General features: G+C 64.1%; 26 protein-coding genes. 12 read left to right on the forward strand and 14 right to left on the reverse strand.

Translation table 11 applies throughout. The annotated features are described in order from the left end of the window. Positions 1–110: 110 nt before the first annotated feature. Positions 111–2195, reverse strand: coding sequence for a DEAD/DEAH box helicase (locus ACGYLO_RS02940; RefSeq protein ID WP_271688423.1), 2085 nt, complete (start codon positions 2193–2195; stop codon positions 111–113). Between the two features lie 290 nt (positions 2196–2485). Between ACGYLO_RS02940 and selD the strand changes: the two genes are divergently transcribed. Next, positions 2486–4657 carry a selenide, water dikinase SelD gene (selD, locus tag ACGYLO_RS02945; RefSeq protein WP_394376350.1) on the forward strand — a complete coding sequence of 724 codons (2172 nt, stop codon included), beginning with the start codon at positions 2486–2488 and terminating at the stop codon, positions 4655–4657. On the opposite strand, the gene mnmH is transcribed toward selD, so the two are convergent. The 7 genes from mnmH to ACGYLO_RS02980 all read right to left on the reverse strand — a co-directional run bounded on the left by mnmH (position 4641) and on the right by ACGYLO_RS02980 (position 10676). Beyond that, a complete protein-coding gene (gene mnmH, locus ACGYLO_RS02950; protein WP_271688422.1) occupies positions 4641–5696 on the reverse strand; it encodes a tRNA 2-selenouridine(34) synthase MnmH in 1056 nt (351 codons plus the stop codon). The genes selD and mnmH overlap by 17 nt on opposite strands. Before the next feature lie 52 nt (positions 5697–5748). Continuing rightward, positions 5749–6099, reverse strand: a complete 351-nt coding sequence (locus ACGYLO_RS02955) for a RidA family protein (protein WP_271688421.1) — start codon at positions 6097–6099, stop codon at positions 5749–5751. Between the two features lie 71 nt (positions 6100–6170). Further along, the gene (locus tag ACGYLO_RS02960; RefSeq protein ID WP_271688420.1) at positions 6171–6557 is read right to left on the reverse strand and encodes a rhodanese-like domain-containing protein; all 387 of its coding nucleotides are present in this window, start codon (positions 6555–6557) and stop codon (positions 6171–6173) included. 13 nt (positions 6558–6570) lie between these two features. Beyond that, the gene (locus ACGYLO_RS02965) at positions 6571–7749 is read right to left on the reverse strand and encodes a lytic murein transglycosylase (RefSeq protein WP_271688419.1); all 1179 of its coding nucleotides are present in this window, start codon (positions 7747–7749) and stop codon (positions 6571–6573) included. A 13-nt stretch (positions 7750–7762) separates the two neighbouring features. After that, on the reverse strand, positions 7763–8671 hold the full coding sequence (cbiB, locus tag ACGYLO_RS02970; protein ID WP_271688418.1) for an adenosylcobinamide-phosphate synthase CbiB: 909 nt from the start codon (positions 8669–8671) through the stop codon (positions 7763–7765). Further along, positions 8668–9621, reverse strand: coding sequence for a threonine-phosphate decarboxylase CobD (gene cobD / locus ACGYLO_RS02975; RefSeq protein WP_394374286.1), 954 nt, complete (start codon positions 9619–9621; stop codon positions 8668–8670). The genes cbiB and cobD overlap by 4 nt, the downstream gene beginning before the upstream one ends. 80 nt (positions 9622–9701) lie before the next feature. After that, on the reverse strand, positions 9702–10676 hold the full coding sequence (locus ACGYLO_RS02980; RefSeq protein ID WP_271688416.1) for a glutathione S-transferase family protein: 975 nt from the start codon (positions 10674–10676) through the stop codon (positions 9702–9704). A gap of 174 nt (positions 10677–10850) precedes the next feature. On the opposite strand from ACGYLO_RS02980, the gene ACGYLO_RS02985 reads away from it, so the two are divergent. Then, on the forward strand, positions 10851–11207 hold the full coding sequence (locus ACGYLO_RS02985; protein ID WP_271688415.1) for a hypothetical protein: 357 nt from the start codon (positions 10851–10853) through the stop codon (positions 11205–11207). Between the two features lie 39 nt (positions 11208–11246). Here the strand turns inward: ACGYLO_RS02985 and ACGYLO_RS02990 are convergent, their stop codons facing one another. After that, on the reverse strand, positions 11247–12416 hold the full coding sequence (locus ACGYLO_RS02990) for a MalY/PatB family protein (protein ID WP_271688414.1): 1170 nt from the start codon (positions 12414–12416) through the stop codon (positions 11247–11249). 96 nt (positions 12417–12512) lie between these two features. Here ACGYLO_RS02990 and def (ACGYLO_RS02995) point away from each other — a divergent pair, with 96 nt between their 5' ends. The 4 genes from def (ACGYLO_RS02995) to fmt are packed head-to-tail and all read left to right on the forward strand — an operon-like array spanning position 12513 to position 14966. Continuing rightward, on the forward strand, positions 12513–13031 hold the full coding sequence (def, locus tag ACGYLO_RS02995) for a peptide deformylase (protein ID WP_067264635.1): 519 nt from the start codon (positions 12513–12515) through the stop codon (positions 13029–13031). Further along, positions 13028–13525, forward strand: coding sequence for a peptide deformylase (gene def, locus ACGYLO_RS03000; protein WP_271688413.1), 498 nt, complete (start codon positions 13028–13030; stop codon positions 13523–13525). The genes def (ACGYLO_RS02995) and def (ACGYLO_RS03000) overlap by 4 nt, the downstream gene beginning before the upstream one ends. Continuing rightward, positions 13522–14019: a peptide deformylase gene (gene def / locus ACGYLO_RS03005; RefSeq protein WP_168612657.1), complete on the forward strand. Its 498-nt coding sequence runs from the start codon at positions 13522–13524 to the stop codon at positions 14017–14019. Before def (ACGYLO_RS03000) ends, def (ACGYLO_RS03005) begins: the two co-directional genes overlap by 4 nt. A gap of 38 nt (positions 14020–14057) precedes the next feature. Further along, positions 14058–14966 carry a methionyl-tRNA formyltransferase gene (fmt, locus tag ACGYLO_RS03010; RefSeq protein ID WP_271688412.1) on the forward strand — a complete coding sequence of 303 codons (909 nt, stop codon included), beginning with the start codon at positions 14058–14060 and terminating at the stop codon, positions 14964–14966. Positions 14967–14975: 9 nt separating this feature from the next. Here fmt and ACGYLO_RS03015 read toward each other — a convergent pair whose 3' ends face one another. The 5 genes from ACGYLO_RS03015 to ACGYLO_RS03035 form a co-directional block, all read right to left on the reverse strand. Then, positions 14976–15599: a trimeric intracellular cation channel family protein gene (locus ACGYLO_RS03015; RefSeq protein WP_271688410.1), complete on the reverse strand. Its 624-nt coding sequence runs from the start codon at positions 15597–15599 to the stop codon at positions 14976–14978. Further along, positions 15596–16060 (reverse strand): ribonuclease HI, encoded by a 465-nt coding sequence (gene rnhA / locus ACGYLO_RS03020; protein WP_271688409.1) that lies wholly within the window; start codon positions 16058–16060, stop codon positions 15596–15598. Before rnhA ends, ACGYLO_RS03015 begins: the two co-directional genes overlap by 4 nt. A 54-nt stretch (positions 16061–16114) precedes the next feature. Beyond that, positions 16115–17065, reverse strand: a complete 951-nt coding sequence (gene ispH / locus ACGYLO_RS03025; RefSeq protein WP_271688408.1) for a 4-hydroxy-3-methylbut-2-enyl diphosphate reductase — start codon at positions 17063–17065, stop codon at positions 16115–16117. Between the two features lie 60 nt (positions 17066–17125). Next, positions 17126–17863, reverse strand: a complete 738-nt coding sequence (locus tag ACGYLO_RS03030) for a LuxR family transcriptional regulator (RefSeq protein WP_209216623.1) — start codon at positions 17861–17863, stop codon at positions 17126–17128. Between the two features lie 251 nt (positions 17864–18114). Beyond that, positions 18115–18663, reverse strand: a complete 549-nt coding sequence (locus ACGYLO_RS03035; RefSeq protein ID WP_209216621.1) for an NYN domain-containing protein — start codon at positions 18661–18663, stop codon at positions 18115–18117. Between the two features lie 144 nt (positions 18664–18807). Between ACGYLO_RS03035 and folK the strand changes: the two genes are divergently transcribed. The 6 genes from folK to ACGYLO_RS03065 all read left to right on the forward strand — a co-directional run bounded on the left by folK (position 18808) and on the right by ACGYLO_RS03065 (position 24101). After that, positions 18808–19398, forward strand: a complete 591-nt coding sequence (gene folK, locus ACGYLO_RS03040; RefSeq protein ID WP_304951353.1) for a 2-amino-4-hydroxy-6-hydroxymethyldihydropteridine diphosphokinase — start codon at positions 18808–18810, stop codon at positions 19396–19398. A gap of 70 nt (positions 19399–19468) precedes the next feature. Then, the gene (gene rpoZ / locus ACGYLO_RS03045; RefSeq protein ID WP_067264606.1) at positions 19469–19822 is read left to right on the forward strand and encodes a DNA-directed RNA polymerase subunit omega; all 354 of its coding nucleotides are present in this window, start codon (positions 19469–19471) and stop codon (positions 19820–19822) included. Between the two features lie 36 nt (positions 19823–19858). Further along, the gene (locus ACGYLO_RS03050) at positions 19859–21997 is read left to right on the forward strand and encodes a bifunctional (p)ppGpp synthetase/guanosine-3',5'-bis(diphosphate) 3'-pyrophosphohydrolase (protein WP_271688405.1); all 2139 of its coding nucleotides are present in this window, start codon (positions 19859–19861) and stop codon (positions 21995–21997) included. 37 nt (positions 21998–22034) lie between these two features. Next, entirely contained in the window at positions 22035–22691 is a 657-nt protein-coding gene (locus tag ACGYLO_RS03055) for a DUF2062 domain-containing protein (protein WP_067264597.1), read from the forward strand. A 100-nt stretch (positions 22692–22791) separates the two neighbouring features. Further along, a complete protein-coding gene (locus ACGYLO_RS03060) occupies positions 22792–23544 on the forward strand; it encodes a pyridoxine 5'-phosphate synthase (protein ID WP_209216617.1) in 753 nt (250 codons plus the stop codon). Between the two features lie 113 nt (positions 23545–23657). Beyond that, on the forward strand, positions 23658–24101 hold the full coding sequence (locus ACGYLO_RS03065; protein WP_067264591.1) for a PA2169 family four-helix-bundle protein: 444 nt from the start codon (positions 23658–23660) through the stop codon (positions 24099–24101). Positions 24102–24192 lie beyond the last annotated feature (91 nt).

Genomic DNA, 24192 nt, shown 5'->3' on the forward strand with positions numbered 1-24192 from the left:
AAGATCCAGTAGTGCCAGTTTGCCCCCTTTGGTGAGGCCAGAGGGGGCGATTTCTTTAAAGAAATGACGCCGGATGCAAAAACGCCGGGGTGAGGCCCCGGCGTTTGGTCTTATTTCGATTTCGGGCCACCCTTGCCGCCCTGTTTGCCGATCTTATTCGGCGGGGTGAAGCGTTTCGACGGGTCGGAGGCCCGTTTGTAGGACTTCTCTCCGCCCGGCGTGGTGGCCGAGGTGGTCGGTTTGCCCTTGCCCTTGCGCGGGGCGTCGCCCGCGGGCTTTTCCTTTTTCCAAACGGCCTTTGCCTTGGGCTTGCCGCTCGTGTCGCCGCCCGATTTGGGCTTGGGCGTCGCGCCGGGTTTCATCGGGCTACGCTCGGTCTTATGCGACTTCGGCGGGCGTTCGCCCTTGGGCGCGCGGGGTTTATCGAATTTCGGCTTGTCGTATTTCGGCTTGTCGAAAGACGCAGCACCGGGGCCGTCGCTGGATTTCGCGCGGGGTTTGCGCGGGGCGGGGGCGGCATCCGGGTCATAATCGCCGCGCGGTTTGCGGGGGCCGCGGTCGCCTTTGAAACCGCCGGGTTTCGGGCCACGTTTGCCGCCGGGCTTGGGGCCGCGCGGCAGATCGGGCGCTTTGTCCAGCTTGGTCAGCACCACGCCGTCTTCCAGTTTCATGTCGCCGCCCAGCGTGTCGAGCAGACCGGGCACCGAGGCTTCGGCCACCTCCACGAAACTATGGCTGTCTTGCACGCGAATCGCGCCGATGTCGTCCTTGGTCAGGTCGCCGCGGCGGCAGAGCATCGGCAGCAACATGCGCGGCTCGGCCCCGTCTTTGCGCCCGGTGGAGACCGAGAACCAGACCGATGGGCCAAAGTCGCGGCGCGGCTTGTCCTCGCCCGGCGCGCCGGGGTCGCTCAGCTCTTCCGGGGCGGACTGGCGCTTGCGGTAGAGGTTGACGAAAGCGGTGGCCAATTGCTCGGCGCTGAATTTCTCGACCAGCGAGGTGACGAATTCCGCCGCATCCTCGGGCGCAGGCTCCACCCATGCGGAATCGGCCAGCAGGCGGGCTTCGTCAGCGGCGTTGACCTCGGCGGCGGAGGGCGGTGCGGCCCATTCCACTTTCAGCTTGGCCCAGCCCAGAAGCCGGTTTGCCTTGCTGCGCATCTTGGGCGGCACGATCAGCGCCGAGACCCCCTTGCGCCCGGCGCGGCCCGTCCGGCCCGAGCGGTGCAGCAGCGTGTCGGAGTTGCTGGGCAGGTCGGCGTGGATCACCAGTTCGAGGTTCGGCAGGTCGATGCCGCGTGCAGCCACATCCGTCGCGATGCAGACACGGGCACGCCCGTCGCGCAGCGCTTGCAACGCGTTGGTGCGCTCGGACTGCGTCAGTTCACCCGACAGCGCCACGACCGAAAAGCCGCGGTTGGTGAACCGCGTGGTCAGTCGCGCCACGGCGGCGCGTGTGTTGCAAAAGACGATGGCGTTCTTGGCCTCGTAGAAGCGCAGCACGTTAATGATCGCGTTCTCGGTGTCGCGCGGATGCACATTCAGCGCGCGGTATTCGATGTCGCTGTGCTGTTTGGCCTCGCCCACGGTGGTGATGCGCTGCGCGTCGCGCTGGTAGGATTGCGCGAGCTTGGCGATGGCCGCGGGCACGGTGGCCGAGAACAGCAGCGTGCGGCGTTCCTCGGGGGATTCCGACAGGATGAACTCGAGGTCTTCGCGAAAGCCGAGGTCGAGCATCTCGTCAGCCTCGTCCAGCACCACGGCGCGCAAGGAATCGAGGTCGATGTTGTTGCGTTTGATGTGGTCACACAGACGCCCCGGCGTGGCGACGACGATATGCGCGCCGCGGTCCAGCGCCCGGCGCTCGGTCCGGGTGTCCATGCCGCCGACGCAGGTGGTGACCACCGCGCCCGCTTTGCCGTAAAGCCAGGTCAACTCGCGGCTAACCTGCATGGCCAATTCGCGCGTCGGCGCGATGATCAGCGCCAGCGGCGCGCCTGCTTGGCCGAAATGCGTGTCCTCGCCCAGAAGCGTGGGCGCGATGGCAAGGCCGAAGCCCACCGTCTTGCCCGACCCGGTTTGGGCCGAAACCAGAAGGTCTTGATCGTTCAGCGCGGGGTCTGTGACGGCCTCCTGTACGGCGGTAAGTGTTTCATAACCCTGTTGGGCAAGGGCATCGGCAATAGTCTGGATCACGAAGGCTGTCCTGTCTTGAACGTTGTGCGGGGGGCGGGCACGTGGGGTGCTACCAGCCACGGCAAAGGAATCCGGCCGTCGGTAGAGGGTCGGGGATGGAATGTACATGGGGGTTTTGTGGCGAATTGTCACCCTTTTTACCGGTTTGGCGGCTTTCCGGGCCCGAATGGGCGGGGAAGCGCCATTTCCGCGCTGATCCGGCCCGCTCACATCTCGGTCAGGCCGATGGCGCGGGCGGGCGGCTTGGGGTAGCTATGATCCAAAGCGGAAAGAGAGAGTGAGGCTATCTGGTGCAAAGCGATCTGCCCCTGACGCGGGATTTGGTGCTGGTGGGGGGCGGGCACGCCCATGCGCTGGTGCTGCGCAAATGGGGGATGGACCCGCTGCCCGGCGCACGGCTGACGGTGATCAACCCCGGCCCCACTGCGCCCTATACCGGCATGCTGCCCGGTCATATCGCCGGGCATTACGACCGCGATGCATTGGAGATCGACCTCATGCGCCTTTGCCGTCACGCCGGGGCGCGGTTGATCCTTGGGGCGGCGACGGGGATCGACCGCGCGGCGCGGGAGATCACGGTCGAAGGGCGCGGGGCCGTGGCCTATGATGTGGCGTCGATCGACATAGGCATCACGGCCAAGATGGATCTGCCGGGATTTGCCGAGCACGCGGTCGGGGCCAAGCCGCTCGATCTCTATGCCGCGCGTTGGCGGGAGTTTCTCGCGGCGGTCAAGGCGGGGGAGCAGCCGCCCGAGGTGGCGGTGATCGGCGGCGGTGTGGCGGGCTGCGAGCTTGCCATGGCGATGGCCTTTGCCCTGCGCGACGCGGGGGGGCAGCCTGCGGTGACGGTGGTGGAACATGGGCCGCAGCTTTCCGGCATGGCCCCCCGGACCGAGGCGATGGTGCGGCGGCAGATGGCGGAGCTTGGGGTGACCGTGGCGCTTGAGGCCAAGGTCACGCAGATCACCGACCGGCAGGTGCTCTTGGCGGATGGCGCGCCGATCCCTGCAGCGCTTTGCGTGGGGGCTGCGGGGCCGGTGCCGCAGGGCTGGCTTGCCCAGACCGATCTGCCGCTGCACGCGGGGTTCATCCGCGTCGGGGCCGATCTGGGGGTGGTAGATGATGACAGGCTCTTCGCCGTTGGCGATTGCGCACATATGGAGGCCAGCCCGCGCCCCAAGGCCGGTGTCTTTGCCGTGCGGGCGGCACCGGTGCTGCACGACAACCTGCGCGCGGCGCTCAGCGGCGGGGCACGGCGGGCGTTCAAACCGCAGCGGCATTATCTCAAGCTGATCTCACTCGGCAAGAAAGCCGCCGTGGCGGAGCGGAATGGGCTGGCCCTTGACGGTGGGCTGCTGTGGCGGTGGAAGGATCGGATCGACCGGAAGTTCATGGACGGGCTCGATGACCTGCCCGAGATGAAGACCGATGCGCTGACGGGCCCGGTGGCCTCGGGCGTGCAGGAGGCGCTGGCGGGCAAACCGCTTTGTGGCGGATGCGGGGCCAAGGTGGGCGGCGCGGTGCTGGGCGATCTTTTGGCCGAGGTGCAGCCGCCCGTCTCGGGCGATGTGCTCACCGGGGCGGGCGATGATGCGGCGGTGCTACGCCAACCGGGCGGTGGTTTTCAGGTGATGAGCACGGATCATCTGCGCGGCTTTGTCGAAGACCCCGCAATGATGGCGCGGATCGCGGCGGTGCATGCTTTGGGCGATGTCTGGGCCATGGGGGCCACACCGCAGGCGGCGCTGAGTTCGATCATCCTGCCGCGCATGTCGCCCGAATTGCAGGCCCGGACCCTGCGCGAGATCGCGGTGGCCGCGCAGGAGGTGATGGCGGGTGCAGGCGCGCAGATCGTGGGCGGCCATACGACCATGGGCGCGGAACTGACCATCGGCTTTACGGTCACCGGTACGCGGGACGCGAGGCCCATCGGCCTCGGTGGCGCGCAGCCGGGCGATCTGCTGATGCTGACCCGGCCCATCGGGTCGGGGGTGATCCTTGCAGGCCATATGGCAGGGACCGCGCCGGGGCGGGTGGTGGCCGAAGCGCTCGGCGTCATGGCCACCCCGCAGGCGCGGGAGGCGGAGATTTTGAGCAAGGCCCATGCGATGACGGATGTAACGGGCTTTGGCCTTGCCGGGCATGTGCAAGCGATCTGCCGCGCCTCGGGATTGGCGGCGGAGCTTTGGGGGGAGGCGGTGCCGATCTACCCCGGCGCGCAGACGTTGTCGGATCAGGGGGTGGCCTCTTCCCTGCTGGCGGTCAATCAGGCAGATGCCCCGATCGCGGCGGCAGGCCCGGTGAACCCGCTTTTCCACGATCCGCAAACCGCCGGGGGGCTGCTGGCAGCCTTGCCCGAGGATGCCGCGAAAGCGGCGCAGGCGCGGTTAAAGGCCGAAGGCTTGGCGGGCCATATCATCGGGCGGCTTGAGGCGGGGGCGACCTCTATCCGCCTGCGGTGAAACGGCTGTGCAGCGTGGCGGCGGTTTCGGCCAATGTGCTGTCATCAAGCCGGTCGAGCGTCAGCCGGGCGCGCGGGGCGGGGTTGCGGCTGGCGGCCTTGGCATAGCGCGGATCGTAGTGTTGGCCGATCAGCCCTTCGGCGAGGCTGGCCCAATCACCCGCGCGGGCTTGGGTCTGCCACTGGGTGATCGTCTCTCCGCTATGATAGGGCCGCAGCTTGTCGATGCGGTTTTCGAGCATGGCGGGGTCGGTGGTCAGGTCATCATAGGCCCGGCACAGAAAATCCGCCCGCGCGGCCAAGGGGGCGGCGATCTCAACCCGCGCGGCGTCGCGCATCGCGGCCCAAAGCGCAGGCGGAAGGGTGATGTCGCCGATCTTGCTGCTCTCGGCTTCGACCCATGTCACCTGCGCGGGGTCGAGCGGCAATAGCGCTTGGGCGAGCCGAGATTCGAACATCTTTTGATGCGGCTGCCCGCCGTCCACCGCACCGAAAAGCGAGCCGCGGTGCTGCGCCAGCCCTTCGAGGTCAAGCACCTGCGCGCCTGCCTTGGCCAGATGGTGCAACAGCCGTGTCTTGGCCGTGCCGGTGCCGCCTTCGATCAGCATCAGCCGATGCGGCAGGGGCGTGTCGTAGAGCGCCGCGACCACCAAGCGCCGGTAGCTGCGATAGCCGCCGCGCAGCAGTTGCACGCGCCAGCCGACCTGATCGAGGATCGTCGAGAACGCCCCCGACCGCTGCCCGCCGCGCCAGCAATAGACCAGCGGTTGCCAGCTGCCGTCTTTATCCGCCAGTGCCGTTTGCAAATGGTGGCCCGTGTTCTGCGCCACCAGCGCCCCGCCGATCTTGCGCGCGTCGAAGGGGCTGACCTGCTTGTAGATCGTGCCCACTTCGGCGCGCTCCGCGTCCGACAGCACGGGCAGGTTAATGGCACCGGGCAGATGATCCTCGGCAAACTCCATCGGCGCGCGCACGTCGATGATTGTGTCGACGTTGAGCGTGGCGAGGTCCGACAGGGCGGTGAGGGTGCAGGGGGTCATCTGGGGGTCCGGCAAAGCCCCGCGCCCCGTGACAGGGCGCGGGGGGAATGGCTCAGGCCTTGGCGGCGATTACCAGCACTTCGACCAGATATTCCGGCGTGGCGAGTTTGGATTCGCCGCAGGCGCGAGCGGGGGCTTGGCCCTCGGGCACCCATGCGTCCCAGACGGCGTTCATGGCTTCAGAATCGGCCATGTCGGCCAGCCAGATGGTCGATTGCAGGATGCGGGTCTTGTCGCTGCCGACTTCGGCCAGAAGTGCGTCGACCTTATCAAGGCAATCTTGGGTCTGCTGGGCCACATCCGCCCCCGCCGTGCCGACCTGACCGGCAAGGTAGATCACATCACCATGCTCGACGATTTGGCTCATGCGGCTGTTGGTGTGGTGGCGTTTGATCTCGGTCATTCTGTCTCTCCTTTGACGTTGCAAAACTTGTGGCAGCTTTACGTGGGGGAGGCCAGATCAAAGCCTGCGCTTCAGGACCTCTCGATCGGGCCGCCCACTTTTTCCCAGCCGCCGAAACCGTCCTTCAGGTGAGCCGCGTCAAAGCCCATGTCTTGCAGCGTCGCGACCGAGATGGCCGAGCGCCAGCCAGAGGCGCAGTGAAAGACGAACTTCTTGTCTTGGGCAAAGACCTCTTTGAAATAGGGGCTGTCGGGGTCGACCCAGAACTCCAACATGCCGCGTGGGCAGTGGAAGGCACCGGGGATGAACCCGGTGCGTTCGCGTTCGCGGGGGTCACGCAGGTCGACGAATTGCACGTTTTCGTCCTCCAGCATGGCGATGGCCTCAGCGCTGTCGATCTCTTCGATCCGGGCGCGGGCCTCGGCGACCATTTGCGCGGCGGTTTTCTTGAGGGCCATCGGGGTCTTCTCCTTACAGTTGGTTCAGCAGGTCGGGCGTGGGCCAGCCATCGACGGGCATGCCAAGACGGGCCTGTTCCGCGCGTACGGCGGCTCGGGTGCCGGAGCCGAGGATGCCATCCACATCGCCCACGTCATAGCCCTTGGCTTGCAGTTTGCGTTGAAGCGTTTTCATCGCCTCGCCGCCAAGGCCGGGGGCCGGGTTGCCCGCATCATAAACCTGCGCGCCCTCAAGCCGTGTGGCGAAATAGGCGGCGGTCATGACGTAGGTAAAGCTCTGGTTCCACTCGAAATAAACGCGGAAGTTCGGATAGGCGATGAAAGCAGGCCCGCCGCGTCCCTGCGGCAGCAGGACAGAGGCGGTCAGCCCCTCGGCCAGCGGCCCGTTGCGGGGGGAGACACCCATGGCCTGCCATTCGCTGACGGGTTTTGTGGTCTCCAGCCCGGTTTGCGACCAGTCGAAATCCTGCGGCAGGGTGACCTCGGCCAACCAAGGCTCGCCCGCGCGCCAGCCGAGGCTTTGCAGCATCTTGGCACCCGACAGCAGCGCATCGGGGGCAGATGTCTTGAGCGAGACCGCGCCGTCGCCGTCGCCATCCACCCCGTTCTCTAGGATGTCGCGCGGCAGCATTTGCACCATGCCGATCTCACCGGCCCAAGCGCCGGTGGTGGTGGCCGGGTCGAACGCACCGCGCTCGAAAAGCTCCAGAGCGGCGAAAAGCTGTGGGCGGAACAGTTCGGGGCGGCGGCAGTCATGGGAAAGGGTCGCCAATGCGTTGGCAGTGTTAAAGTCGCCTTGGAACGCGCCGTAATCCGTCTCAAACGCCCAGAAGGCCAAGAGCACGCCACGGCTGACGCCATACTCGGCTTCTACCCGGTCGAAGACGGCGTCGTATTTCTCGGCCATGGCGCGGCCCCGGTTGATCCGGTTTTCCGAGATTAGGCGGCGCGAGAATTCGATGAAGGGCTTTTGAAACACCCCTTGGGCCTGATCGGCGCGCAGCACGGCGGGGTCTTGGCGCAGGCCGGAAAAGAAACGCTCGGCCTTGGCGGGGTCCGCGCCGTTCGCCACGGCCTCGGCTTTGGCATCGGCAATGAAACTGGAGAAATCCCCGCCGCATTTGGCTTGCGCATAGGCGCTGGCGGGAAGGGTGAGCGCCGCGAGTGCGGCGGCGAGAAACGTGGGGCGCATGGTTACCTCTTTGTCACAGACAGGCCAGAACTAGGGCGATTGCCCACATCACCAACCATGCCTGCCAGAGGCGGGTGATGGCCGCATCGATCTCCAAAGGTCCGATGACGCGCGCCCCCGCGCCATGCACCCAAGGAAACTGCTGCACCTGCCCATCATAACTGCGCGGACCGGCGAGGGCCACACCTATGGCCCGCGCCATGGCGGCTTCCGGCCAACCGGCATTGGGCGAGCGGTGCAGCGCCGCGTCGGCCTTGATGTCGCGCCAAAGGTGCAGCACCCCGCCGGGCAAGGCAATCAGCAGGGCGGTCAGCCGTGCGGGGGCGAGGTTCAGAAGGTCATCCATCCGCGCCGCGGCCCAGCCGAAATCGGCATAGCGCGGGGTGCGGTAGCCGATCATACTGTCGGCGGTGTTGACGATTTTATAGACCAGCAGCCCCGGCAGCCCGCCTAGCAGGAACCAAAAGGCAGGGGCGATGATCCCGTCGCTGAGGTTCTCCGCCCCGCTTTCGATGGCAGAGCGGGCGACGGCCTCTGGCGGCATCGCGGCGGTGTCGCGGCTGACGATCATCGCCACGGCGCGGCGCCCTGCGGGCAAGGACTGGCGCAGCCCGTCGGCCACGGCGCGCAGGTGCTCGACGAGGGAACGTTGCGCCAGCAGGATGGCGGTGAGGATGATCTCGACGAGGGGGCCAGCAAGGCTGAGCGCCCAGCCGAGCAGCGCGGCCCCGATCATCAGGGCCAGCAGCAGCGCCACGCCCTTGGCGCGGCGGGCTTGGCCGCGGTTCAACCGACGATCCCCCCAGCCGATCAGCCGCCCCATCAGCACCGCCGGATGCGGCAGGCGACGCCAGAGCCAATCCGGCTCTCCAAGCGCGGCATCGAGCAGCATGGCCAGCGCGAGGATCGCCGCCGTGCTCATGCCAGCGCCTGCTCCAACCGCGCCCAACCTATCGAGGGCGGCAGGCCAAGGCGCAGCCAGCGCGGATTGTAGGGGAAGACGCGGCTCCAGATCTGGTGCCGGGCGAGGCGGGTTTGCCAAGCCTGCGCGTCTTCGACCTCATAGAGCCGGAAAAGCGGGGTGCCGCCGACGATCTCTGCGCCTGCTGTGGTCATCAACCCGTCGAGGCGCGTGGCCTCGGCCCCCAGCCGCGCCCGCGTGGCTTCGGCCCATGTTTCGTCCCGCAGCGCCGCTGCACCGATATGCAGCGCGGGGCCACTGACCGGCCACGGCCCGAGCATCTGTTCAAGCCGCGCGACCAAGGCCGGATCGCCTATCACGAACCCCAGCCGCAGCCCGGCCAGCCCCCAAAATTTGCCAAAGCTCTTGAGGATCAGCGTGCCGGGCACCGTGGCCTGCACCATCAGGGTGGCGTCGGGCGTGATGTCGCAAAAGCTCTCATCAACGATGCTGAGCGGGGCTGTCGTCTTTGCCATAGGCCAAATGCGCCCGTCGGGGTTGTTGGGATGGACGTGAACGGCGGCTTCGGCCTCGCCCGTCTCGACCACTTGCCAGCCGTTCTCGGCGAAGCTGGCGGCATGTTCGTTATAGGTCGGCCCGGGGATGCGCACGCGGCCCTTCGGGGCCAGCGCCGGGATTCGCGCGATGGCCGAGGAGGCCCCCGGCACGGCGAGGATCGCGGCCCCTTCGGGCACCTTCCAAAAGCCGCGGGCGGCGGCCAGCAGCGCGTCTTGCGCCGCGGCGTCGGGGAGGGCAGACCATGCGCCCGCAGGCAGGGCAGGTATTGGGTAGGGCGCGGGGTTGATCCCAGTGGAAAGGTCGATCCAATCCGACCGCTGCCCGCCGAAACGCGCCGCTGCCGCATCGACACCGCCGCCGTGGTCGCGCTGGTCTGGCTTTTGCATGATCATCCCCCTGCCGTCGTCGCTGCGGTGAAAGCGCAAAAGCGCTGCGCGATCAAGCGCCTTCCACGCGGCAGGGGGAGGGGAGGTCAGCCGCGCCCGTGCGGCGCGTCGAAGTCCAGCACCGGATTGATCGGGATGATGCGGTGCGGGTTAATCGTGTCATGGCTGTAGTGATAGTGCCGCACGATATGGTCGAAGTTCACCGTCTCGGCCACGCCCGGCACCTGATAGAGTTCGCGCGTATAGGCCCAGATGTTCGCGTAATCGACGATCCGGTGGCGGTTACATTTGAAGTGCAGGTGATAAACCTTGTCGAAGCGCACCAACGTGGTGAAAAGCCGCCAGTCGGCCTCGGTCATCCGGTCGCCCGTGAGGTAGCGGTTCTGCGACAGGATGTCTTCGATCCAATCCAGCGTGTCGAAGAGCGGATGCACGGCGGCGTCATAGGCCTCTTGCGTGGTGGCGAAGCCAGCTTTGTAGACGCCGTTGTTCAGCGTGTCATAGACGCGGGCGTTCACCTTTTCGATGCGGTCGTGCAGCTGCGCGGGGTAATAGTCATCACTGTTGCCGGTGATCGCGTTGAAGGCGCTGTTGAACATGCGGATGATCTCGGCGCTCTCATTGCTGACGATGGTCTCGCGCTCTTTGTCCCAGAGGATCGGTACGGTAACGCGGCCGGTGAACTTGGGATCGGCGCGGGTGTAGATGTCGCGGGCATAGGGCAGGCCGAAGAGCGTGTCGCCCGTGGCACCGGGGAAATCCGTGTCAAAGGTCCAGCCCTCGCCCAACATCTCGGGATGCACGACGGAGACGCCGATGTGATCCTCAAGCCCCTTCAACTGGCGGAAGATCAGCGCGCGATGCGCCCATGGGCAGGCATAGCTGACGTAGAGGTAGTAGCGGCCCGATTCTGCCTTGAACCCGCCTTCTCCGCTTGGTCCGGCGCTGCCATCGGCGGTCACCCAGTTACGAAACTTGGCCTCGCTGCGCTCAAACTTGCCGCCCGAGGATTTGGTGTCATACCATTTATCTTGCCATTTACCGTCGACCAATAGGCCCATCTTGTTCTCCTTTCCGCGTTTGAGGGTATATTTAGGGCAGGGCGCGGGGGCCGCCCAATCTTCATAGGCGCGCAGCCGCTCTGCGCTGATGCAGACTGCCCAAACGTCACCAATTCTTAACTTGAATTTTCTACGCTTTCCGCCAGCTTAGAGGCATCAGCGGGGGAATTGCGCATGGAAGAATTTCTGTCGAAAGAAATACAGGCGGGGCTGGATGCCGCGCGTATGGCAAGCCTGCGCAAGGGCGCGCGCCTGCGGCTTGAGGCGGGGGGTGATGTCTACCGCGTGCTGCGCATGTGGAAGACTGGTTTCTCCGTCGATGCACAGGATGCGCCGAAGCTGCGCGGGCTGGTCGATCTCTATGACGGCAGCCTGCATCTGTTCCAATGTCTGATCGTGGCGAGCGAGGAAGAAGCGGGCGAGATGCGCTATGAGTTCAAACGCGCCACCGCCGTGGCGGACCGTCCGCCGCTTGATTTCGAACGCCCCGCCGATGCGCCGCTGGGGCTGATCGAAGACGGCCGCACCTGATAGGGCGGCACGGCGGGGCTGCCCCGCCGCGCCGTTTCGTTACTGCAAATCACTGAAGGCTTTGGCGAGCCGGTCGCAGGCTTCCTCGACCCGTGCGCGCGGGGTGGCGAGGTTGAAGCGCATGAAGCTTTCGCCGCCGGTGCCAAATGTCGCGCCGTGGTTGGCAGCGATGGCGGCGCTTTTCTCGACACGGTCCTGAAACTCCGCGGGCGCCATGCCGGTGCCCGAAAAGTCCACCCAAGCCAGATAGGTCGATTCCAGCGGCATCGAGCTTAGCCCCGGGATCGCGTTCACCGCCTCGTCGAAGATCTGCCGGTTGCCGTCGAGATAGGCGGTCAACTCATCCACCCAAGCAGCCCCTTCGGGCGAATAGGCGGCGGTCGCCATGATCAGCCCGAAGGAGTTTGCCGAAACACCCAAGGCCGCCATGCGCCGGGCAAAGCGCTCACGCAGCTTGGGGTCGTGGATGATGACGTTTCCGGTATGGCCGCCCGCGATGTTGAAGGTCTTGGTCGTGGCGGTCATCATCACCAGACGGTCTTCGATCCCGTCGATCTGGGCCATGGGGATATGCTTGTGCCCCGGCATCACCAGATCGTGGTGGATCTCATCCGAGACCAGCACCAGATCGTGCCGCTTGGCGAAGTCGGCCACGCCCTGCAGTTCCTCACGGCTCCAGACCCGCCCGCCGGGGTTATGCGGCGAGCAGAGGATCACCATCTTCTCATCCCCGGTCATCAGGGCGTCATAGGCATCGAAATCCATCTCGTAACGGCCCGAAGCATTGGTCAGCGGGCATTCCACCACCCGACGCTCGGCGGCGTTAATCACGCGGGCGAAGGCGTGATAGACCGGGGTGAACAGCACCACCCCATCGCCGGGCTGGGTGAAAGCATCGACGCACATGGCGGTGCCGTTCACCAAGCCATGCGTGGTAAGGATCGCCTCGGCGTCGACCTTCCAGCCGTGGCGATTTTCCATCCACCACTGGATCGCGGCAAGGTATTTGCTGTCATCGCCGAAATACCCGTGCACCCCGTGATCAATCTGGGCCTGAAGCGCGTCCTGCACCACTTGCGGGGGGCGGAAATCCATGTCGGCCACCCACATGGCGATGCCGGTATCCGCGGGCACGCCATAGATCGCTTCCATCTTGTCCCATTTCGCACAATGGGTGCCGCGCCGGTCGATGATGTCGTCAAAGCTCATGCTGGTCTCTCCTGATATTGCGGCCAAGCTAACGGCTGCCGCAGGCGCTGCAAGCCCCCGGTTGCGCGATGCACGGGCATGGCCTAAATGAGCGGGATGAAACGCCCGATCCTTTTGCACCCCGATCCACGGCTCAAGAAAGCCGCAGCCCCCGTCGCCGATCTCAGTGACGAGCTGCGCGTGCTGGGCGATGATATGTTGACCACCATGTATGATGCGCCGGGCATCGGCCTTGCCGCGCCGCAGATCGGCGTGTTGAGCCGGGTGATCGTGCTGGATTGCGTCAAGGAAGAGGGCGAAGCGCCCCGGCCCTTGTTGATGTTCAACCCCGAAATCGTGGCTTCTTCGGACGCGCTTAACACCTATGAAGAAGGGTGTCTCAGCATCCCCGACCAATATGCCGAGGTGACCCGCCCGGCGGAGGTTGAGGTGCGTTGGCTCGACCGTGATGGGAAAGAGCAGCAGGAGGCCTTTGACGGCCTTTGGGCGACCTGCGTGCAGCATGAGATCGACCACCTCGATGGGAAGCTTTTTATCGACTACCTCAAGCCGTTGAAGCGCCAGATGATCACCCGCAAGATGGTCAAGCTCAAGCGCGAGCTGGCGCGCGGATGAGCGTGCTGGAGGTTCTCCGCTGGCCCGACCCGCGACTGGCCGAGATCTGCGCCCCGGTCGAAGAGATCACGCCCGAGATCGAACGCCTTGCCGCCGATATGCTGGAAACGATGTATGCCGCACCGGGGCGTGGCCTTGCCGGGCCACAGGTGGGCGCGATGCTGCGCATCTTCGTGATGGATGCGGGCTGGAAAGAGAATAAGTCCGACCCGCTGGTCTGCATCAACCCGATGTTTCAAGAGATCGGCGAAGAACGGGTGACCAATACCGAAGGCTGTCTTAGCATCCCCGGCATCAGCACCGATATCTCGCGCCCCGCTCAGGTCCAGATGGTTTGGACCGGTCTGAACGGGGGCCGCTATGTGCAGAGCATGGAAGGCGCCGCCGCGCTAATCGCGCAGCATGAGATGGATCACCTTGATGGCGTGGTGACCTTCGATCACCTCGACGCGGAGACCCGCGCGGCCAAGATTGCGGAGTTCAACGCACAATGACCCTACGCCGCTATGTTCCATGGCCCGACAAACGCCTGCGCAGCCCCGCCGAACCCATCGATGCGGTGACGGATGAAATCCGCACCCTCTGGGACGACATGATCGAGACGATGGACGCCATGCCCGGCGTCGGCCTTGCCGCGCCGCAGATCGGGGTGATGTTGCAGGTCGCCGTCGTCGATGCCTCGGAAGCGCGCAACAAACGCATCCGGCTGGCGAACCCGGTGATCGTCGATGCCTCTGCCGTGTTGCATCCTTACGAGGAAGCCAGCCCCAATCTGCCCGGTTTCAGCGCCGTGATCCGCCGCCCGCGCGGGGTGAAGGTACGGTTCCTTGACGAGACGGGGGCCGAGGTGGAGCGTGATTTCGTCGGGCTGGAAGCGGTGAGCGTGCAGCACCAGATCGACCATCTGGCGGGCAAGATGTATTTCGATAACCTCAGCAAAACCAAGCGCGACATGCTGTTGCGCAAGGCGCGCAAACAGAACGGCTGACAGCGCTCTCCAAGGCGCTGTCCGGCAGGAGTGAACAGATGCGACTGATCTTCATGGGCACGCCCGATTTTTCGGTGCCGATCCTCGATGCGCTGGTGCAGGGCGGGCATGAGATCTGCGCGGTCTATTGCCAGCCGCCCCGCCCCGCCGGGCGCGGCAAGAAGCCCCGCCCCAGCCCGGTGCAGCAACGCGCCGAAGCGCTTGGACTGCTGGTGCGCCATCCGGTATCGCTCAAACATCCTGAGCCGCAGGAAGAATTCGCCGCGCTTGAGGCCGATGCGGCGGTGGTCGTGGCCTACGGTCTGATCCTGCCGCAGCCCATTCTCGACGCGCCGAAACATGGCTGTTTGAACATCCACGCCAGCCTGCTGCCGCGCTGGCGCGGGGCGGCGCCTATTCACCGTGCAATCATGGCGGGCGACGATAAGACCGGCGTGTGCATCATGCAGATGGAAGCGGGGCTTGATACCGGGCCGGTGCTGCTCTGTGAAGAGACCGAGATCGGCGCGGCAGAAACCACGGCACAGTTGCACGACCGGCTGAGCACCATGGGCGCGGTGGCGATCAACAAGGCGCTGTCGCAACTCACCGATCTGACACCGCAGCCCCAGCCCGAAGAGGGCGTCACCTATGCCGCCAAGATTGACAAGGCCGAAGCGCGGATCGACTGGACCCGCCCGGCGGTCGAGGTGGACCGGCTGATCCGCGGGCTTTCGCCCTTTCCGGGGGCATGGTTCGAGATTGACGGCCAGCGCGTGAAAGTCCTCGGCTCTGTGCTGGACGAGGGCACCGGCGCGCCGGGTGAGGTGCTGTCGGACGCGCTGCGCATCGCCTGTGGCGAGGGGGCGGTGCGGCTGACGCGGCTACAGCGCGCGGGCAAGGGCGTGCAGGATGCGGATGTGTTTCAACGCGGTGCGCAGATCGCAGTGGGTGCGCGTCTTAGCTGAGGCCGAGGTTCAGCTTTTGGGCGGGGTGCTTTTGTAAACCGGCAGGTGCCAGCCGAAATAAAGCGACCCGGCGCGCAGCACCCAAGTCGTCGCAGCGCAGGCCAGCAGCGGGTAGAGCGTGCCATCGAAATAGGGCGACAGCAGCACGGCAACGGCGGCACCTGAGAGCGCTGCGGTGGCGTAAAGCTCGCCTTGGGTCAGCACCAGCGGCAACTGCCCCACCACCACATCGCGCATCAGCCCGCCCATACAGCCGGTGATCATGCCCATGACGATGATGATTGGCGCCGATTGCTCTTGCGCCATCGCCACACCGACACCCGCCGCGACAGCGACGGCGAGCGCCAGACTGTCGAGCCAGATCAGAGTGCGAAAGCGGCTTTCGAGCAGGTGGGCGGTGAAAAACACCACCAGCGCCGCCACGATGGCCACGCCGAGCATGCTGGGCGTCTCGATCCAGAAGATCGGGTTGCGGTCGAGCAAGAGGTCGCGGATCGTGCCGCCGCCCACGGCGGTCAGGCAGGCGATAAAGGCAAAGCCCACGATATCAAGCTGCGCCCGGCTGGCGACAAGCGCGCCGGTGATGGCAAAGACCAGCACGGCGGCATAGTCCAGCAGGGCCAGCAGGGTCACTTCTTGCTGCCCGGTTTGAAGGGGGCCATGCCCGCGCGGGCTAGTTCATCGGCGCGCTCGTTCTCGGGGTGGCCAGCGTGGCCCTTGACCCATTTCCACGTCACATTGTGCCGCGCATTCGCGGCGTCCAGCCGTTGCCAAAGCTCGGCATTCTTGACCGGCTTCTTAGCCGCGTTCTTCCAACCGTTCTTTTTCCAGCCGAAGATCCAACCGGTGATGCCGTTTTTGACATAGTTACTATCGGTCACCAGCGTGATCTCGGTCGGGCGGCTGAGCGATTCCAAGGCCGAGATCGCGGCCATCAACTCCATGCGGTTGTTGGTGGTCTGCGCCTCGCCGCCCTTCAACTCGCGTTCCTTGACGATCTTATCGTCGTCCATGGCGCGCATCAGCACGCCCCAGCCGCCGGGGCCGGGATTGCCCGAACAGGCACCGTCAGTATAGGCGTAGAGGTCAGGCATGGGTATCTCCGGCAGTTTCCAGCGCGGTTTAGGCGGCTGGCGCGCGGCGGTCAATCAGGCGGGTTGGCGCAGAACGCGCGGCACTTTGAATTCGACGTTCTCCTGCGCGGTTTCGACCAGATCGGTGGTCACGTCATAGCGCGCTTTGAAGGCTTCGATCACCTCATTGATGAGCACTTCGGGGGCCGATGCGCCCGCCGTGATGCCGATGCTGCCGATGCCCTCCAGCGCGCGCCAGTCGATGTCATCGGCGCGCTGCACCAGTTGCGCATAGGCGCAGCCCGCGCGGGCGCCGACTTCGACCAGCCGTTTTGAGTTCGAGGAGTTGGGCGCGCCCACCACGAGCATCGCGTCGCATTTCGGGGCCATGGCTTTGACCGCTTCCTGACGGTTGGTCGTGGCATAGCAAATGTCTTCTTTATGCGGGCCGATAATGGCGGGGAAACGCGCCTGTAGGGCGGCCACGATATCGGCGGTGTCATCAACGCTGAGCGTGGTCTGGGTGACATAGGCCAGACGCGCGTCATCGCGCACGGCGACTGTGGCCACATCCTCAGGCGTTTCGACGAGCAGCACATCGCCTTCGGGCAATTGGCCCATGGTGCCGATCGTTTCAGGGTGGCCCGCATGGCCGATCATAATGATCTGAAGGCCCGCATCTGCGTGGCGCTGCGCCTCGATATGCACCTTGGAGACCAGCGGGCAGGTCGCGTCGACATAGATCATGTTGCGCGCTTGCGCCGCCGAAGGCACGGATTTCGGCACGCCATGGGCCGAGAAGATCACCGGGCGGTCGTCGGGGCATTCGCTGAGTTCTTCGACAAAGACCGCGCCCTTGTCGCGCAGCCCGTCGACGACAAACTTGTTATGCACGATCTCATGGCGCACATAGACCGGCGCGCCCCATTTCTCGATCGCCATTTCGACGATCTTGATCGCCCGGTCCACGCCCGCACAGAATCCGCGCGGCGCGGCGAGGTAGAGGGTAAGAGGCGGTTTGGTCATGGCGAAGTCTCCGGACGGTTGGCGCAGAGGTAAGGGCTTGGGCCCGCTTCGTCCAGCCCGTCAGTCCGACTTGGGCGCAGGCTCGCCCGCTGTGGCGTGCACCAGCGCGGCGGCCTGCGCCCGGTTGCGGATGCCGAGCTTGCGGTAGCCAGATTTCGCATAGTCCGACACGGTGTGGATAGAGAGATTGCAGCGGTGCGCGGTCTGCTGCCGGGTGTAGCCATGGGCCAGCAGATTTACCACTTCGGCTTCGCGCGGGCTGAGTTTGTCGAAAGCCGAAGGGTTTTCGGGCAGGGGCAGGGGCGCGGTGCCGGTCAGGTCTTCGATCCGGCGGTGCATCAGCAGGCAGAAGAGGCGCAGATCCTCGGCAATGTCGCTGAAGGCGCGCTCGAACTCTTCGGCCTCCATCCCGTTACCGACGATGAAGCCGCCAAAGCGTTCGGAGCCCTTCAGCCGCATGGGCACGGCAAAGGCAGCATGCAGACCTTCGCGCCCCGCGCGGGCGATCAGCGAATGCTCGGACGGGGTGACATCGGGGTAGAGGTGTACGAAGGCTTGGCCGATCGTCAGCACATCATAACTGTTGCACGAGTGGTGCAGGAATGGGTCATCCTCGGGCGGGAGGTCATCGTAAAGGTCGGGTATGGTCGACAGAAACTGAGCGTCTTTGAAATCCGCACCCACGCTGATGTGGATGGCGTGGGTAAAGCCGGTCTTTCGAAATGTCTTTACGATCCCATCCCAAAGCGCGCTAACATCTTGCAGCTTTTCCAAACGTACAGCGGCATCGAACAGCATCTTCCCTCACTTTTACCCCCCTTTTTCGGGGGATCGTCTACTTCTACGGGAGCAGGTAGTGTGGGATCAAGGGGAACGCATGGTTTCATGTGCTGTATTGTATCTTCCCTGGGGTATTTTAGAAATTTCACAGGCCAGTGACGCCACAGTCGCTGGCCTGGTATTCGTTCGCCCATCACCCAGACACTGCGCACAATAAGACCGCTGCCGCACGGGGCGGCATGGTTCTGCGCGAAATGGGTCTATGTCGTTCAGTCCTGCGGTGCGGGGTCGCGCGGCGGGCGGCCGATAACGTCACGCAGATCGTCAAGCTCGATAAAGTTGTCGGCTTGGCGGCGCAGATCATCCGAGATCATCGGCGGCTGGCTGCGGATCGTGGAGACGACGGAGACGCGCACGCCTTGGCGTTGCAGGCTTTCCACCAGCGGGCGGAAATCACCATCGCCAGAGAAGATCACGATATGATCGACACGCGGTGCCAGTTCCATCGCATCAACGGCCAGTTCGATGTCCATGTCGCCTTTGACTTTGCGGCGGCCCATGCTGTCGGTGTATTCCTTGGCCGGTTTGGTGACCATGGAAAAGCCGTTGTAGTTCAACCAGTCGACAAGCGGGCGGATCGGCGAATATTCATCGTTTTCCAAAAGCGCGGTATAGTAGAAGGCGCGCAGCAGCTTGCCGCGGCGCATGAACTCTTGCCGCAGCAGCTTGTAGTCGATGTCGAAGCCCAGCGTCTTTGCCGCGGCGTAGAGGTTGGAGCCATCTATAAAAAGCGCCAACCGCTCATCTTTGTAGAACATTAAACTATCCTTTCGGCAGGCTTCGCCGTATTCCCGGTTTGAACTGTAATCGCCGCGGATTAATAAATCCGTGACCTCTGGCGATGCCCCCACATCAGGGTGCATAACTAAGGCTTTTTAACGATGTCGCAAGACCCCGAGGGTATGGAATTAAGCAGTAGAGACCCTATACGAAAGTATAGTCTTCTGGTTGCGCTCGGCGGTAACCTTGCATCTTCTGTGGGTAAACCTCAGGAAACGCTAAAATCGGCTTTAAAGCTATTGCAGACGTCCGGCGCGGTGATTCGCGCCACGAGTGCATTCTATCACACTCCGGCCTTTCCCGCAGGGGCGGGGCCAGACTATGTGAATGCCGCCGCCTGGCTTGAAGCACCGTGGGATCCGCAGACCGCGCTTGGCGTCTTGCACCGGATCGAGGCGCAGATGGGCCGTGAGCGGGTGCAACGCTGGGGGCAGCGGACCTTGGATTTGGATCTTTTGGCCTGTGATGATATCGTGTTGCCAGACCGTCAGACCCACAAGATATGGCGCGAGTTACCTTTGGAGGCACAGATTGGCCGCACGCCGGATCAATTGATTCTGCCGCATCCCCGGCTACAGGATCGCGCCTTCGTCTTGGTGCCGCTGGCCGATGTGGCCCCCAATTGGGTGCATCCGCTGCTTGGAAAGCCCGTGCGCGCCCTGCTTGAGGCCCTGCCTGAGCGGGATCGTGCCGAGGTGCGGCGGCTGCAATAACGGCTTGTAAATCTGCCCGAGGCGGCTTAAATACGGCACTTCTGGCAGCAAATGAGATATTGGAGGCTTCATGGCCCGCGTCACCGTCGAAGATTGTGTGGATAAGGTTCCGAACCGTTTCGAACTCGTCATGCTGGCCGCACATCGTGCCCGCGAGATCTCTGCCGGATCGCAGTTGACCGTTGACCGTGACAACGACAAGAACCCCGTCGTGTCCTTGCGCGAAATCGCTGAAGAAACACAGTCGGCCGATGATCTGCGCGAACGTCTGATCGAAAGCAACCAGAGCCAGATCGAAGTCGACGAGCCCGAAGAAGACGCCATGGCGCTTTTGATGGGTGCCGAAGAGGACAAGCCCGAAGAAGACAGCATGTCCGAAGAAATGTTGCTGCGCCAGTTGATGGCCGCACAGGGACAGGGCTAACCCCCGCGCCCCGGCCGGGGCTATGAGGCAGATGGCATGAACAGCGCCGACATCACTGCCGACGACCTGATCGCTCTCGTTCAAGGCTACAATCCGCGTACCAACGAACCCCTGATCCGCGCCGCTTTCGACTATGGGGCGCGGATGCATGAGGGGCAGTTTCGCCATTCCGGTGAGCCCTATTTCACCCATCCCGTCGCCGTCGCTGCGATCCTCACGGAACAGCAGCTTGACGATGCGACGATCATCACCGCCCTGCTGCATGACACGATCGAAGACACCAAAGCGTCTTATGCCGAGGTGCAAAGCCTCTTTGGCGGAGAAGTGGCGGAATTGGTCGATGGTGTCACCAAGCTGACCAACCTTCAGCTAAACTCGACCGAGACCAAACAGGCCGAGAATTTCCGCAAGCTTTTCATGGCGATGTCCAAGGACTTGCGCGTCATCCTCGTCAAGCTCGCCGACCGTCTGCACAACATGCGCACGATCAAATCCATGCGCCCGGACAAGCAGATCAAAAAGGCGCGGGAGACGATGGACATCTATGCGCCGCTGGCGGGCCGCATGGGCATGCAGTGGATGCGCGAAGAGCTTGAAGACCTCGCCTTTCGGGTGCTCAACCCCGAGGCGCGCGCCTCGATCATTCGCCGCTTCATCACCCTGCAACGCGACACCGGCGATGTGATCCAGCGCATCACCGGCGATATGCGGGTAGAGTTGGAAAAGGCGGATATCGAAGCCGAGGTCTTTGGCCGGGCCAAGAAACCCTATTCGATCTGGCGCAAGATGGAGGAGAAGGAGCAGAGCTTCTCTCGCCTGTCTGACATTTACGGTTTTCGCGTGATTACCGCTTCTGAGGAAGACTGCTACCGCACCCTCGGCGCGATCCATCGCCGTTGGCGCGCGGTGCCGGGGCGGTTCAAGGATTACATCAGCCAGCCCAAGACCAACGGTTATCGGTCGATCCACACCACCGTCTCGGGCCGTGACGGCAAGCGGGTGGAGGTGCAGATCCGCACCCGCCAGATGCATGACGTGGCCGAGACCGGCGTTGCCGCCCATTGGTCCTACCGCGACGGTGTGCGCAGCCGAAACCCCTTTGCCGTCGATCCCGCCAAGTGGATCAGCCAGCTGACCGAGCAGTTCGACGCCGAGACCGATCACGAGGATTTCCTCGAAGCCGTGAAGCTTGAGATGTACGCCGATCAGGTGTTCTGCTTCACGCCCAAGGGCGATGTGGTGAAACTGCCGCGCGGGGCCACGCCGATTGATTTCGCCTATGCGATCCACACCCGTATCGGCAACGCCTGTGTGGGGGCCAAGGTCGACGGGATGCGCGTGCCGCTTTGGACCCGGATCAAAAACGGCCAGTCGATTGAGATCACCACCGCGCAGGGCCAGACGCCGCAGGTGACATGGCTCGACATTGCCACCACGGGTAAAGCCAAGTCGGCGATCCGGCGCTCCCTGCGTGAGGTCGACCGCGAGCGCTTTATCAAACTGGGCCGTGAATTGGCGCGTTCGGCCTTTGCGCAGGTCGGTAAAAAGGCCACCGATAAGGTGCTGCATACCGTGGCCAAGAACATGCGGCTGAATGGCCCTGATGAGGTGCTCGCCCGGCTTGGCAGTTCGGAGCTCACGGGCCGCGAAGTGGTGGAATGCGTCTATCCCGACCTTGCCCCGCAAAAGGGCGAACAGATCGACGTGCGCCGCGCGGTCGTGGGGCTAGAGCCGGGGCAGAGCTTTGACCGCGCCCCCTGCTGCACCCCGCTGCCCGGTGAGCGGATCGTCGGCATCACTTTCCGCGGCAAGGGCGTGACTGTCCACGCCATCGACTGTGACCGCCTCTCGGAATATGAGGACCAGCCCGAACGCTGGCTCGATTTGCGTTGGCATGACGGCAGCCATCCGGCGGTCTATACCTGCGCGCTGGACATCACCATCGGCAATGGCGCGGGCGTACTGGGGCGGGTCTGCACCTTGATCGGCGAAGCCTCGGCCAATATTTCAGATCTGGAGTTTGTGGAGCGCAAGCCTGACTTTTACCGGCTGGTGGTCTATGTGGATCTCAGAGACGTGAGTCACTTGCATTCGCTGATGTCCACGCTCGAAGCCGAGAGTGAGGTCGCCGATGTCAGCAGGCACCGCAATATGAGCATGGGAAAGACCGCCTGACCCCGCGCAGACGAAACGCCGATACTGGACCTGAGACTTGATTTTCAAACGCCGCGATCCGAAACCGACCCTGCGCGCGCTGGCCGAGTTTCTGTGGCCGCGCGGCGGTTGGACGCGTGCGTTTCACTATGTCAAACACCGGATGCGGCGGCTGCCCGACAGTCCCGAGCGCATCGCGCGCGGCATTTGGGCCGGGGTCTTTACCACCTTTACGCCCTTTTACGGCCTGCACTTCATCGTCGCCGCGCTGATCGGGCGGGTGATGCGGGCCAATATCCTTGCTGCGCTGATGGCGACCTTCTTTGGCAATCCGCTGACCTATGTGCCCATCGGCATCGCGGCCCTGCAAACCGGGCATTGGATCCTCGGCGCGCCCGTGGCACCGACGGCGCACCGCTCTTTCGGGGGGAAGTTTCTCGACGCCGGGCGCGATCTGAAAGAGAATTTCGTCGCGATCTTTACCGATACCCAGATGGATTGGACCGGGCTGACGGTGTTTTTCCATCAGGTCTTCTACCCCTATCTGATCGGGGGCATCCTGCCTGGGATGATCTGCGCCTCTATCGCCTATTACATCTCGGTCCCGGTGTTGCGCGCCTATCAAAAGCGGCGGCGCGGCATGATCAAAGCCAAGTTCGAGGCGCTCAAACATAAGGCGGCGCAAAAGGCCGACGCCAAGCGCCACGCCGACTGATCCTGTCGCGCCATCAATTTTCGGGAAAAACCGCTTCTCCCTATGGGGTTGGCGAAAGTTCCGACCTATGGTCGGGGCAAGTGATGCAAGGGGAATCGAGATGGCGGATCAACCAAAGCTGAGATTGGGCGTGAACATTGACCATGTGGCGACGGTGCGCAACGCACGGGGCGGCGCCTATCCCGACCCGCTGCGCGCGGCCAAGATCGCGGAAAAGGCCGGGGCCGATGGCATCACCGCGCATCTGCGCGAAGACCGGCGGCATATTTCCGACGCCGATATCGAAGGCTTGATGGAGGTGCTGTCGGTCCCGCTTAACTTCGAGATGGCCGCGACGGATGAGATGCAAAAGATCGCCCTGCGCCATAAGCCCCACGCGGTCTGCATCGTGCCCGAAAAGCGCGAAGAGCGGACCACCGAAGGCGGGCTGGAAGTCGCCCGGGAAGAGAACAAATTGGCCCATTTCATCGCGCCCCTGCGCGAGGCAGGCAGCCGGGTGTCGATCTTCATCGCGGCAGAACGCGCGCAGATCGAAGCTGCCAACCGCATCGGCGCAGAGGTGATCGAATTGCACACCGGCGCCTATTGCGATGCCTTCGCCGAGGGCCGTTGGGATGAGGCGGATGTCGAACTCAACAAGCTGCGCGAGATGTCGCGTTTCGCCGACTCTCTCGGGCTTGAGGTGCACGCGGGCCACGGGCTGACCTATGACACCGTCACCCCGATCGCCGCTTTCCCCGAGGTGCGGGAACTTAACATCGGGCACTTCCTGATTGGAGAGGCGATCTTCCTCGGGTTGGAGCCCGCGATTGCCGAGATGCGCCGCCTGATGGATGAGGCCCGCGAGGGCTGAACCTGCCGCCCGCCGGTGGCGGAAAATCTCTCAAAGGGTGCCTCCCTCTGGACCTAAAGCGGCCTTGGTCGCGTTGGGCCGCCAGACTGGTTAACGAACCTAAGGAGGCACCAATGAGCGACCATATCGACACGCTAAAGAAACTGCACACCCGCCTGATCGACAGTCGCGACGGCTATCGCGAATCCCGCAAGCAGGTCTCGGACGAAGCGGCTTTTGTCGGCTTCTTCGACCAGCGCATCGCGGAACGTGAGAAGTTCCACACAGAACTGCACCGCCAGCTTGGCGTCGACGGCGTGGATGTATCCGAAGAAGGCTCTGCCGCCGCATCGGCTCACCGCGGTTGGCTGAAGCTGCGCGACGCAGTGACCGGCGACAACGAAGCTGTCTATGACGAGATCATCAACGGCGAATCCGCATTGGTCGAAAACTACGACGATGCGATCAAAGCCACTGCTGGCCGCCCCGGCTATGAGTTCCTGACCGAACAGCGCGCCGCCGTTCAGCGCGCCATCGACGAGGCGAAAGCCGAGAAGGCCCGCCACGTCGCAGCCTAAGCGCCACGCCCTGTGGTAAATTCAACGCCGTCCCGTTCCCGCGGGGCGGCGTTTTCGGGTCGGATTGCCGCTTTTCCTCGCTTTCGCCGCG

Origin of the sequence: Sulfitobacter sp. 1A13353, from assembly GCF_043557255.1 — a bacterium.
GTDB lineage: Bacteria > Pseudomonadota > Alphaproteobacteria > Rhodobacterales > Rhodobacteraceae > Sulfitobacter > Sulfitobacter faviae.